The sequence below is a fragment of the Sulfurimonas sp. genome (genome assembly GCF_029027585.1).
GTDB lineage: Bacteria > Campylobacterota > Campylobacteria > Campylobacterales > Sulfurimonadaceae > Sulfurimonas.
Genome location: NZ_CP093397.1, coordinates 1,981,748 through 1,994,412, shown reverse-complemented (window position 1 = coordinate 1,994,412; position 12,665 = coordinate 1,981,748). Strand labels below are relative to the sequence as shown.

The window sequence follows — 12,665 nt, the reverse complement described above, 5'->3', positions numbered from 1 at the left end:
CATCTATCTTCTATGACAGCAAAACTTAGCAGTCTTTTATCTTCATACAAAACTTGAAAAAAAAGATAGTCTTAATCGGGGCCTCAACAGGAGGTCCTTCACAAATCAAAAAAATTCTAGCAAATATAATTTCGCTCTCTAGTATAGTTGTCATAGTTCAACATATGAAAGAAGAAATTTTACCATTTTTTATAAAAGATTTACAAAATTCCATAGATGCTAAAGAGAGTGGCATCGTTGATGAAGTAAAAACACTTTCACAAATCCAAACATGCTTTAAAGAGTTATAAATGGGTCTTTTTAATTGGTTGTCTATTAATAATACAAATCAAAATATACACGAAGAAGTAACTCCTATTGTAAATGATTTTTCTCATTTTAAGCAAGTAACTAACTATATTTATGAAAAAAGTGGCATCGCAGATTTGGATACAAGAGCCTTATCATCTTCTATACTTCAAAAATTTGCAGATGAGCAAAACATTCATATAACTGCTCATTTTTTACAAATGATGAAAAGCAATGATAAGTTTTATCAAGATGTTATGAATATAGTAACCGTAAATGAAACATACTTTTTAAGAGAAGAAAAAGAGTTGAAGTGGCTAGTATCTTACATAAAAAGATCATCTCATAACTTAAAAATTCTTTCTATACCAAGTTCAAGTGGGGAAGAAGTTTATTCTATTCTTATCCTGTTAAATGAAGCTGGAGTGGATTTAAAAAAGATACAAATCACTGGTTATGATATAAATTCTTCTGCAATTAAAAAGGCCCGAAATGCTAGTTATAAAAAAAGACCTCTACATAAGCTTAATGCAAATCTAAAAGCAAAATATTTTAATATAGATGAAAATAACTCTTACAAAATATCTCCATTTATAAAAAATCAAGCAAATTTTAAACAAAATAATATCTTTGATTTACACAATGAAATAAATAAGTTTGATATCGTTTTATCGAGAAATATGTTCATTTATTTTGATAATGAAAAACGCTTAGAAGCTCTAAATATCATCATAAATCTTTTAAAACCTGATGGAATCTATATAAAAGGTCATGCAGACCACATTCATCCTCACAAGCATCTACAAAGTCTTAAATTTGGAATCTATAAAAAAGTCTTATAAACTTATTAAAGACTCTATTTCAGAAAAAACAACTGCCCTATTTTGCTCTTTTGAATCTAAAATCTTCTCTAGCATCTGAGCTAAGTTTTCATCTATACCCTCAACTAAAGCTCGTATATCCTGAAGTTTTTCTTTTTTTAATACATTTGTAAACCTGTCATAAACAGAATAAGCCTCTTTTTTACTAAGAGCATAATAAAGTCTTCGACCTATCTCAAAGAGTTCAAATTCTTCATTTTTTCCAGTATTTGTTTTTGCATTAAAACCAAAATCTACTTCTATATTATTTTTTCTCAAATAAGCTCCGAGTTTCATCATAAAACCTATAAAAGCAGAGGTATATTGTTCTAAAATTCTAGAGTGAAAATCTTCAAAATTATCACTATCTTTTTTATGCTTTTTATACTCTAACATCAAACTCTCCACAAATAGATGCGCATATCTAAGAGGTGCTGATTTTAAAACTGTATAACCCTCAACACCCTCACTTATAAGCCTACCACCAAGAGAAATATTTACACCTCCCTCAGTTTGTCCATTTACTTTGCTTTTACAACCTTCAAAACCAATATCACCTAAACCGTGAATGCCACAACCTTTAACACAAGCCGACCAATACATTCTAACTCGCCCTTTTTCTAAAGGCACTTTTTTATCTAAATACTCTGCCATATTTATAGCATCTTGCTTATTTTCAATAACTCCAAAAGGACAATGAGTAGTTCCTGCACAAGCTATAAGATGGTTAAAATATGGGGTATTTACACTTTTGTATTTTTTAAATAACTCTTCCTCAAGTAAAGATATAACATCTTTTACTCCTAAAATATATAGACTTTGTTCCATATCAAAACGAAGTTCTTGATTTCCATACTTCTGTCCTAAAGTTGCAACTTCTATCATAGAACTACCACTAAATACTCCAGAGGGAACAACTACATGCACACCAAAACTTCCATCTCTTAGCTGAACTTTTCCATGGTCTGGGTCATTGTAATCCATCTTTGTCATAGTTTCTCCAGCACTAGCAAAGTCAACTCCAGCATACTTTCGCACAGCTTTTGAAATCTCACTCATGTTAACAGCATCTACTAAAAAATAAAGTCTATTTTTATTTCTATTATCTCTAAAACCAAACTTTTTAAATATTTGTGTTATTGACTCAAAAGCTTTTACAACCTCATCGTCATTTGCTAAAAATATATCAGCACTTTTAGCAATTTTACCAACCTTTCCACCAAGATAAAGGTTATAGCCAAATGAGCCATCTTTTTGAGCCAAGACAAAGCAACAATCATGTCCAAAGACATTACATCTATTTGTAAAAGAACCACTTATTGAAGTGTTGAATTTTCTTGGTAATGTTGAAATCCACTCAGGATTGTAAAGAAAAGTTTTTTGTAGTTTTAAAAGTAGTTCATAAGAAGGTAAAACATTATCAAAACCGCTAGCGTCTAATGGATCTGTCATAATATTTCTAAAATTATCTACCCCCGTTTGGTAAGAATCAACACCAACTTCTTTTAGTCTTTTTAAAATTGTAGGAATATTTTTTATATCTAAGTATCTAAGTTCACACTGCGCTCTTGTTGTTAAGTCTATATAGTCCTCTCCAAACTCTTTAGCACATTCGCCAATAACTCTAGCCTGAGTTGAGTTTAGATAACCACCAGGTATTCGAAGTTTTATCATAAATTTTTGTGGAGTTGCTACTCTATCATAGATGCCAAAACATTTTAAAAAGTATTTTTTATCTTCATCTGCAATAGAGTCATAACCATTTTTAGCATATTCATCTAGTTTGTCAAAAGCAACTTGTGGATTTTTAAGCTCTTTAACTTTTTCAATTTTGTTTATTTTTTTACTTCTAGCTTCATAGGCTTTTTCTAATATTTCCATCTTAAAGCTCCAATATTATTTATATATATAATATTAGCTATTTTTTAGGCATAAAATATCAAAAAACTGCTTATTTTTTAAACACTAAACTCTTTTTCTTTAAATGCTATACCTTCAAAGGCAGTTTTTATATGCTCAATCTCTCCACTGACTTCTTGCTTTTTAAATTTCAAACCATCAGGAGTTTCTTTTGAGTGAAGTTGAATTGCTGTTTGCTTAAAATTTGGCTCTCCAGATTTTGGACAAAAACTATCATTTGTTAAATTATTTACAAGTTGAGTATTAAAATGAAAAGGAACAAAAACAGTGCTAGGTGCAACACTCTGTGTAACTCTAACTATTATATCTTCCACCCTGCCTCTTATACTAGAAATAGACAATCTATCTCCACTTTTAACCTTTAATTTTGTAGCATCTAAGGGATTTATATCTATCCATGCTTCGGGGGCTAAATCATTAAGTATCTTTATGCTTCTTGTTTTTGTACGAGTATGCCATTGTTCAACCGTTCTTCCTGTATTTAAAATAGCTGGAAATTCTTCACAAATAGGCTCTGCCATAGGAAACCAATCTAAACAAAGAAGGTTTGCTTTTTCATCTTTAGTTTTAAAAGGCATATCAGGAGTATAAAGTCTTAGTGTTCCAAATGGATTTTTCTCATTACATGGCCATTGGATTCCAGCTAACTCTTCTATAAGTTCATAGCTCATACCTGAGTAGTCACAAAGTTGCCCACGACTTACCTCTTTAAACTCATTAAATGCATCAAGTGGAGTTTTCCAATTTTTAAATAACAACTCTTTTACATCTTGAAAATAAGAAGAAAAATCAACAATGATATCAAAGTCACTTTTAGTATTACCAAGTGGTTCAACTGCTTTGTTTGCTTTGTTACATCGTCGCTCTGAGTTAGTGTATGTTCCCTCTTTTTCTCCCCAAGTAGCAGCTGAAAAAATAACATCAGCTATCTCGGCGGTATCACTCATAAAAGCATCTTGGACAACAAGCAAGTCAAGTTTTGCTAAAGTGGCTCTGAGTTTTTTCTGATTAACAAAACTTACAAGTGGATTTGTAGCCACTATCCAAAGTGCTTTTATTTCTCCTCTGTCTATCGCATCTATAATCTCAGCATATTTATATCCACGCTCACGAGGGATAATTTCACTTGGTACATTTATGATGTTTGCATACTCAGCTAAAGCTTTTTCATCTCCAAAGTTTCTATATGCTGGTAAAGAAGAGGTGAAACCACACTCTCTTGTTCCCATAGCATTACATTGTCCTGTTATAGAAAAAGGTCCAGCACCTTCTTTTCCAATTTGTCCTGTTAAAAGATGAAGATTTATAATAGCACTTACCGTATCTGTTCCCATAAAAGATTGATTTACACCCATTGTCCAAGCACTTAAAACTGCATCTTTAGCTATAAACTCTTTTGCTATTTCATAAAGTGTCTTAACATCGATGCCCGTAATATTTGCTACTTCTTGTGGTGGATAATTTTGAAGATGTTTTTTAAGTTCTTTGTAACCATTTGTATTTGCTTTTATATAACCTTCATTTTCCCAACCCTGCTCCATGACAATGTACGCTAGACCATTAAAAAGGGCTAAGTCTGTTCTTGGTTTAAGAGGAACAAAAAGGTCTGCCATTTGAGAAGTTTTTGAAGCTCTTGGATCTATTACTATAATGCGCGGCTTATTTTTATTTTTTTTGATGTGAAGTTTTAAGATAGGATGATTATCTGCTATATTTGCACCAATGAGTATTATAGTATTAGCTTTCTCAAAATCTTCATAACTTCCAACAGGTCCATCTGAACCTAACGATTGCTTATATCCCATTACAGCAGATGCCATACATAGAGTTGTATTTCCATCAAAGTTATTTGTTTTAAGTCCAAGTTGAACAAACTTACCTAAAGTATAAAACTCTTCTGTTAATAATTGTCCTGTTCCTATAACACCAACAGCTTTAGCTCCATACTCACTAGAAATTCTTTTAAATTCATCTGAAACTTTTCTATAAGCTTCATCCCAAGATGCATAAACTAACTCTCCATCTTTTTTTATAAGCGGTGTCGTAACTCTATTTACTGAGTTTATAAGTTGATGTTCACTTAAACCCTTTGGACAAAGTGTTCCCATATTTACAGCATGCTTAGGGTTTCCTTTTGTATAAACGGCTCGACCATCTTTAACGCCGATGTATAATCCACACCCTACTCCACAATAACCACAAGTAGAAAAAACCCACTTATCAGGCTTTTTCTCATCACTTATCATTCCAAATGTTGAATCATTTGAGAGTTTATACTTTTGTGCTTTAATATCAAAGCCTAAAAAATCTTTTAATTTTTCTATCATTATATACTCACTTATATAGATAACAAACTATAGCATAAGATAAAAATTTATAATCACTCGTAAAGATTAAAAATTAAACACTTGTTAGATTATATTTTAACTTTAGGTTGATTTTTTAGTTTAACAAACATCATGGATGTCATTAGAGCGTCATTAAAGGCATCATGTTTTGAAAGTTTTGGTAGTTTTAACTCTTTTAGTATTGTATCAAAGCGTAAATCTATATTTGCCTGTGGAATAGTTTCAATCTTATAATCATAATATATTTCTGACACTTCATGTGTTTTATTTGGTAACTTTACACCTATCATATTTTTAATATATTTATTTACCATAGCAATATCAAATTCCAAAAAATATCCTACTAAGGTTCTGTTTCCTATAAACTCTAAAAAATCATAAATTACTTCATCTATATTTTCAGCATCCTCTAGGTCACACTCTCTTATATGATGAATTTTGATAGCATCACTTTGAAGTTTAGTTTTTGGTTTTACAAACTTTACAAACTTCTTACTAGCAATAATTGTATTCTTTTTAATTATTACAGCACCTATTGAGATAATATCATCATTTACTCTATCTAAACCTGTTGTTTCACAATCAAAACATACATATTCATCTGGATGTGGTTTATCAAAAAGATACAAATATTTATCATCGCTTAAATTTTTTTTATTAAAATAATTTTGTATTGTTTTAAGCATAATTCAACTTATATCTGTACTCTAATTTTTTCTTTAACTTATTTATAATTTTAAAAGAATCTTTTAATAAATCTTTATCCATTCGAGATAAATTCTTTGGTGATATAAAATTATCTACCTCATGCCCTGAGTCAAGTTGCTCTAGGTGAGAGTTTAGTTTTATAGTATTTAAAAAGTTAAAGGCTTCACTCAATTCCGCTGCAAATTCAGAATCCAATACTCCTTTTTCTTCTAAATCTATAATTCTTCTTAAAGTATTAGAGCGATATAACTTATGCTCCAAACTTAAACTTCTAATACTTTGTACTAAGATGAATATACCACCTTTTTTAATATCTATCTCATCTTTATGATTTTTGTCATATACGAAACCATCAAATATACCTAATGGTATATCAAAACTCATAATTACCTTTGCAAAGTTTGTATAAAACATTTGAGAATCTGAACATACTTTAAATATATAAGCTTTTAACTCTTTTATAAGTTCAACATCTCCTGAAGCACAAAGAGCATCATAAAAAATTGCAAGGTTCATAAAATCATCGCCTGATTTTTTAGTAATCCATGAGTAAATTAAATCTTTAAACTCACTTACAGTTCTAGTCCAATATGGATTTGACACCATAATATTACCTTCGCATCTAGGAAAGCCAAAATCAACAATAATTTCTGTCAATTCTTTTGTGTACTTGTCTAAGACATCTTTTGAAATACTACAGTCATCTCTAATAATTAAAGCATTATCTTGGTCAGTTTTAATCACTTGCTCACTTCTACCTTCACTTCCCATAACTAAAAAGCAGTAGTTTCCAAGCAGTTCTTTTGGAGCAGTAAGAAGGATAGCTTTATCAATTATTTTTCTATTTAGCTGATTGATTAGCTTACTTATAAAACCGATTCTTACACCTTTTGCATTAAGAGATCTTACAATTTTTATGATGGAAAAAGATGCATGTTTTAACTCTTCAAGTGTCTCTGCATTTGCGATTTCATTTGAGACAGAAAAAGTATGTGTCGCAAAAAAACTAGAAAGTGACATTTGGTCTAGTATTCCAACTATAACATCATTATCATCTTTTACTACAACTCTTTTTATACCATGTTTTGTCATGGTTAATTGCGCGTTAAACAAAAAGTCATTTTCATTTACACAGATTAAGTTTCCTGTACTTATCTTAGAAACTTTATCATCATAATCCATCCTATTTAAAATAACTTTTTGTCTAAAGTCAGAGTCAGTTATAATAAATACTTCTCCCTTAGAATCTTTTAACAAAAGAGTTGGAACCTTTTCCTTTTTTATTATAGTTGCAGCATCAAAAATTGTTGTATCAAAAGGAGCAAAAATAGCTCTGTGTACTTTTGCATCTTTAACTTTTGCAATCATTATATTTGCAAGGTCTCTATTTTTTTTATTTGCTATATATGAATTTAATTTTTGTGATATTGATTGAAAAAAATAACCCTCCAATTGTTTATTTTTGTATAGAGTATCTTTAAATAAATCTTTAGGAAGTGCGTAACATATCGTTTCTTCTATAGCTACAAAACAATTTTCTGATTGATTTTTAATAATAGAAATTGGGTCAAAAAACTCATTAATAGAATAAAGTGAGACAACTTCCTCACTTTTTGTTTTTTCCTGAACTAAGCCTTTAATTATAAAATAAAGAAAAGATGGATTTTCACCTTCTTTTTGAATAATTTCATCTTTTTTATAATAAATTACATCTAAATTTTGTGAAAAGTCATTAAGCTCAATTTGGGATAGATTGTCAAAAGGGTGAATATTTTCTAAAAAAGTTGTTAACTCGTGTGCACTCATATATTTTGCTCCAATAAATATTTAAAATATTATATCAAAAGCAAGATGTAAATCTACCAAAGAAGTCAAACTTCTTTGGTAGAAAAAAATTAATGGTCAACAGCGCCTTCAGCACCAAAACCAGTTTCAGATCTAACACTTTGAGCGATAAAAGCTTTTTCTTCATCTTTAGCTCTTTGAGACTTATCTGTAATAGAGAAGAACCAAATACCAACAAATGCAGCAGTTACAGAGAAAAGTGCAGGATATGCGTATGGGAAAATTGGGTCTTTATTACCTAAAACACCAACCCAAACAACAGGACCAAGGATAACTAGTGTTACTGCAGTAGTTAAACCGATAAAGCCACCTATTAAAGCACCTCTTGTTGTCAATTTAGACCAGTAAATTGATAAGAAAAGAATAGGGAAGTTTGCAGATGCAGCGATTGCAAAAGCAAGACCAACCATAAAGGCAATATTTTGATGTTCAAAAGCGATACCTAAAATAACACCAATTACACCAATAATAATTACAGAAATTTTAGAAACTTTCATCTCTTTAGCTTCATCAGCATTACCTTTACAAATAACATTTGCATAAATATCATGTGATATAGATGAAGCACCTGCTAATGTAAGCCCAGATACAACTGCTAAAATAGTAGCAAAAGCAACAGCTGAAATAAATCCTAAGAAAATATCTCCACCAACAACTTTAGACAAGTGAATAGCAGCCATATTGTTTCCACCGAATAATTTTCCATCAACAAAAAATTCTTTCGCAATTGCAATATTATCAGGAGTTAAATAAACGATAGCACCTAAACCGATAACAGCAATTACAAGATAGAAGTAACCAATAAAACCAGTAGCATATACAACTGATTTTCTAGCCTCTTTTGCATTACCAACAGTAAAGAATCTCATAAGAACATGTGGAAGACCTGCCGTACCTAGCATCAATGCTAGTCCTAAAGAAATAGCAGAAATTGGATCTGTTATCTTACCTTTATCTGATGGAGCCATAATATCTTGTCCCCAACTATGAGTTTCAACAGCTTTTGCAGCTAAGGCTTCAAACGAAAAGTTAAAATTACTTAAAATCATTAATGCCATAAAAGTTACACCAGATAGTAAAAGAATCGCTTTAATAATTTGTACCCATGTTGTAGCAAGCATACCACCAAAAGTTACATATACAATCATCATTACACCAACTAAAACAACTGCCCACTCATAAGGAAGACCAAATAAAACTTGAATAAGTTTACCAGAACCAACCATTTGTGCGATTAAGTAAAGAGTAACAACTGACAATGAACCAAAAGCGGCAAGAGTTCTTATCTCTTTTTGCCCAAGTCTATATGCAGCAATATCTGCAAATGTATATTTTCCTAAGTTTCTTAATTTTTCTGCCATTAAAAATAAAATTACAGGCCAACCAACTAAAAATCCAACAGCATAAACTAGACCATCATAACCTTGCAAATATACAAGACCTGAAAGACCAAGAAAAGATGCAGCAGACATATAATCTCCCGCAATTGCCATACCATTTTGAAATCCTGAGATTCCACCACCAGCAGTATAAAAGTCACTAGCTGATTTAGTTTTTTTAGCTGCCCAGTAAGTAATACCTAGCGTAGCACCTACAAAAATAAAGAACATTATAATTGCAGGAATATTTATATCTCTTTGAACTGCTTCAAATGTAGCATCTCCACCAGCAAACGCTGCAACAGCCATTAATGCTAAAACAAATATCAATCTCACAGAGAATCCTTTATATCTTCATGAAGTGAGTTTGTTAAATCTTCAAACTCACCATTTGCTCTTCTTACATATATAAGTGTTGTAATAAAACTTATAATAATAATACCAGCCGCTACAGGAAATGCCCATGTCATAACACCTGTTTCACCTATCTTTACAGCTAATAACTCTTTATCAAATGCAATAACTAATATATAACTATAAAACATTGTTAAAACAAATATAGCTAGTTTTAATGCAAAACTACTTCTTTTTGAAACTAATTCTTTATACTTAGGATTAGCTTGAATTTTTTCTGCCAACTCTTGGTTCATTTTTTCCTCCATAATTTATTGATTGTTTTAAATATACCCTTAAAAACAAAAAATCGATACGATTATATAACTTCAACTTTAACCTAATATACTATATATAGGATTCAAAGTAATTTATATGTAAATATATAAATTTGGTAACTTTTCGCTACATAAAAAGAGACAGAAAGATAAAGATATAAAAAATATGAAAAACATAGAATAAATAAATATCATTTTTTATTTATGTTTCTTTTCTACACATAAATATAAAATTTCCTAACTTTTTTAATAAAACTCCACTTTGCTATGTTCATGCTATTTTGCACCTCTATGATTAAACTTGAAAAATATCGAGTAACCTTGATATTTAAATTTACCACTAGGAGACCCTATGAACAAGGAAGCTGCAGAAGCTTATTGGAAAGAAAATATATCATTAATTCTTAAATTACTGGTTGTTTGGTTTGTCGTTTCGTATGGCTGCGGAATCATCTTTATAGATGAACTCAATGCTATTACATTTGCAGGATTCAAGCTTGGATTTTGGTTTGCACAACAGGGTGCTATATATGTATTTTTAATTCTTATTTTTGTTTACGCAAAAAGTATGGAAAGACTTGAAGAAAAATACGACATTCACGAATAATTAAGGGGAAACAATGGAATTACAAAGTTTAATTTATTTATTTGTTGGCGTAACATTTGCTCTTTATATAGCTATTGCTATTTGGGCAAGAGCTGGTTCAACTAAAGAGTTTTATGTTGCAGGCGGTGGAGTTCACCCCGTACTAAATGGTATGGCAACTGGTGCAGACTGGATGAGTGCTGCTTCTTTTATCTCACTTGCAGGTATCGTTTCACTAAAGGGTAGTGACGGTGGTGCTTACTTGATGGGTTGGACAGGTGGTTATGTACTACTTGCAATGCTTTTAGCGCCTTACTTAAGAAAATTCGGTAAGTTTACTGTTCCTGACTTCGTTGGTGACAGATACTATTCTGATGTAGCTCGTACTGTTGCAGTTGTTTGTGTAATCTTTATTTCGTTTACATATGTTGCTGGACAAATGAGGGGTGTTGGTATCGTTTTCTCTAGATTCTTACAAGTTGATGTAAATATGGGTATTTATATTGGTATGGGTATCGTTTTCATATATGCTGTTCTTGGTGGTATGAAAGGTGTTACATATACTCAAGTTGCTCAGTATTGTGTTATGATTTTTGCATTTACAGTTCCTGCAATCTTCCTTTCACTTCAAGTTACAGAAACATTCTTACCACAAATCGGTTTTGGTGGAACTATTCCATTCCAGTTCGATGATGGTATTAAGATGATTGATTCTGGTACTTACTTACTACATGCACTTGATACATCTATGACTGATCTTGGTTTTGGTATGTATACTGAAAGTCATGCTGGTACTTGGAATGTATTTATGCTTACTACAGCACTTATGCTTGGTACTGCTGGGCTTCCACATGTTATTGTTAGATTTTTTACTACACCAACTGTTGCTGGTGCTCGTATCTCAGCTGGTTGGGCTTTAGTGTTTATTGCTATTCTTTATACACAAATTCCAGCGGTTGCAGGTTTTGCTCGTCTTAACTTGATTAAAAACTTACAAAATGTTGAGTATGCTGCATTTGTTAAAGGTGAAGTAAAACACTTAGATGGCACGGTCAACAATGGTTACTGGTTTAAAAACTGGGAAGAGTCTGGTCTTATAGCTTGGACAGATAGAAATGGCGATGGTAAAATTCAATTCTCTGCTGGTAAAGCATTTGAAGGGAAAAAAGGTAAACCTGTGTTTACAGAAGGAAGAGGTGCAAGCGGTGAGCGTTTAACTTCTAACTCAATGCCTTCTCATACTGCGACTGCAGAAGAAATGAGAGCTAATGGTAAAATCATTAATGAGCTTTACCTAGATAGAGATATTATCGTTCTTGCGAATCCAGAAATTGCTGGTCTTCCAAATTGGGTAATCGCTATTATCGCAGCGGGTGGTTTGGCAGCAGCTCTTTCAACAGCAGCTGGTTTATTACTTGTTATTTCAACTTCAATTTCACATGACCTTTTAGGTAATGTAATTATGAAAGATCCAAAAACTGGTAAATCAACATTAAGTGAAAAAGCAGAGTTAATGAGTGCTCGTCTTGCAGCAGTTGCTGCCATTTTAGTTGCTGGTTACTTAGGAATTCACCCTCCAGGGTTTGTTGCACAAGTTGTTGCGTTTGCATTTGGTCTTGCAGCTGCTTCATTCTTCCCAGCAATTATCTTAGGTATTTTCTATAAAAGAATGAATAAAGAAGGTGCAATTGCAGGTATGTCCGCTGGACTTATCTTTACTTTTGGATATATTATATACTTCGTATTCATGGGCGGAGACAAAGCTGACTATCTATGGGACATCGCTCCTACAGGTATCGGTACTATTGGTATGCTATTACACTTCGTTGTTGCGTTGATTGTAAGTAGTATGACACCTCCACCACCACAAGAGATTCAAGATCTTGTTGAAAGAATTAGAATCCCAAGAGGAGCTGGCGGAGCAACTCACTAGAGTTACTCTCCAACTAAACGAAACAAGCCGAAACACTCGGCTTGTTTTCCTTTTCTTATAACCTTTTCTTAATATATCTCTTACGGCGTTTGTGATATCTTAATAAAAGATTACTTTTAAAGGCACT

The 12,665-nt window shown here is 31.8% G+C and carries 10 protein-coding genes; 4 read left to right on the top strand and 6 right to left on the bottom strand.

The window, feature by feature from the left end:
* Nucleotides 1-53 precede the first annotated feature (53 nt).
* Together MOV50_RS10330 and MOV50_RS10325 are read left to right on the top strand one after the other, a co-directional pair.
* The gene (locus tag MOV50_RS10330) at nucleotides 54-290 is read left to right on the top strand and encodes a chemotaxis protein CheB (protein ID WP_321777830.1); all 237 of its coding nucleotides are present in this window, start codon (nucleotides 54-56) and stop codon (nucleotides 288-290) included.
* Entirely contained in the window at nucleotides 291-1,130 is an 840-nt protein-coding gene (locus MOV50_RS10325) for a CheR family methyltransferase (protein WP_321777829.1), read from the top strand.
* Here the strand turns inward: MOV50_RS10325 and MOV50_RS10320 are convergent.
* From MOV50_RS10320 to MOV50_RS10295, 6 genes are all read right to left on the bottom strand, one after another.
* Nucleotides 1,125-3,029, bottom strand: coding sequence for a ferredoxin--nitrite reductase (locus MOV50_RS10320; protein ID WP_321777828.1), 1,905 nt, complete (start codon nucleotides 3,027-3,029; stop codon nucleotides 1,125-1,127). The genes MOV50_RS10325 and MOV50_RS10320 overlap by 6 nt on opposite strands.
* A 77-nt stretch (nucleotides 3,030-3,106) precedes the next feature.
* Nucleotides 3,107-5,395, bottom strand: coding sequence for a nitrate reductase (locus MOV50_RS10315; RefSeq protein ID WP_321777827.1), 2,289 nt, complete (start codon nucleotides 5,393-5,395; stop codon nucleotides 3,107-3,109).
* An 89-nt stretch (nucleotides 5,396-5,484) separates the two neighbouring features.
* Nucleotides 5,485-6,102 (bottom strand): 3'-5' exonuclease, encoded by a 618-nt coding sequence (locus MOV50_RS10310; RefSeq protein ID WP_321777826.1) that lies wholly within the window; start codon nucleotides 6,100-6,102, stop codon nucleotides 5,485-5,487.
* Nucleotides 6,095-7,930, bottom strand: coding sequence for a putative nucleotidyltransferase substrate binding domain-containing protein (locus tag MOV50_RS10305; RefSeq protein WP_321777825.1), 1,836 nt, complete (start codon nucleotides 7,928-7,930; stop codon nucleotides 6,095-6,097). The genes MOV50_RS10310 and MOV50_RS10305 overlap by 8 nt, the downstream gene beginning before the upstream one ends.
* A gap of 89 nt (nucleotides 7,931-8,019) precedes the next feature.
* Nucleotides 8,020-9,657, bottom strand: a complete 1,638-nt coding sequence (locus MOV50_RS10300; protein WP_415846383.1) for a cation acetate symporter — start codon at nucleotides 9,655-9,657, stop codon at nucleotides 8,020-8,022.
* Nucleotides 9,658-9,680: 23 nt separating this feature from the next.
* The gene (locus MOV50_RS10295; RefSeq protein WP_321777823.1) at nucleotides 9,681-9,998 is read right to left on the bottom strand and encodes a DUF485 domain-containing protein; all 318 of its coding nucleotides are present in this window, start codon (nucleotides 9,996-9,998) and stop codon (nucleotides 9,681-9,683) included.
* A gap of 373 nt (nucleotides 9,999-10,371) precedes the next feature.
* Between MOV50_RS10295 and MOV50_RS10290 the strand changes: the two genes are divergently transcribed.
* Entirely contained in the window at nucleotides 10,372-10,626 is a 255-nt protein-coding gene (locus tag MOV50_RS10290) for a DUF4212 domain-containing protein (protein WP_321777822.1), read from the top strand.
* A gap of 13 nt (nucleotides 10,627-10,639) precedes the next feature.
* Nucleotides 10,640-12,538 carry a sodium:solute symporter family protein gene (locus MOV50_RS10285; protein WP_321777821.1) on the top strand — a complete coding sequence of 633 codons (1,899 nt, stop codon included), beginning with the start codon at nucleotides 10,640-10,642 and terminating at the stop codon, nucleotides 12,536-12,538.
* Nucleotides 12,539-12,665: the final 127 nt, after the last annotated feature.

Bases quoted from the DNA above. Each gene is read 5' to 3' on its own strand.
- MOV50_RS10290 (WP_321777822.1), top strand. From the start codon at position 10,372: ATGAACAAGGAAGCTGCAGAAGCTTATTGGAAAGAAAATATATCATTA.
- MOV50_RS10325 (WP_321777829.1), top strand. From the start codon at position 291: ATGGGTCTTTTTAATTGGTTGTCTATTAATAATACAAATCAAAATATA.
- MOV50_RS10285 (WP_321777821.1), top strand. From the start codon at position 10,640: ATGGAATTACAAAGTTTAATTTATTTATTTGTTGGCGTAACATTTGCT.
- MOV50_RS10310 (WP_321777826.1), bottom strand. From the start codon at position 6,102: ATGCTTAAAACAATACAAAATTATTTTAATAAAAAAAATTTAAGCGAT.
- MOV50_RS10320 (WP_321777828.1), bottom strand. From the start codon at position 3,029: ATGGAAATATTAGAAAAAGCCTATGAAGCTAGAAGTAAAAAAATAAAC.
- MOV50_RS10295 (WP_321777823.1), bottom strand. From the start codon at position 9,998: ATGAACCAAGAGTTGGCAGAAAAAATTCAAGCTAATCCTAAGTATAAA.
- MOV50_RS10300 (WP_415846383.1), bottom strand. From the start codon at position 9,657: ATGGCTGTTGCAGCGTTTGCTGGTGGAGATGCTACATTTGAAGCAGTT.
- MOV50_RS10315 (WP_321777827.1), bottom strand. From the start codon at position 5,395: ATGATAGAAAAATTAAAAGATTTTTTAGGCTTTGATATTAAAGCACAA.
- MOV50_RS10305 (WP_321777825.1), bottom strand. From the start codon at position 7,930: ATGAGTGCACACGAGTTAACAACTTTTTTAGAAAATATTCACCCTTTT.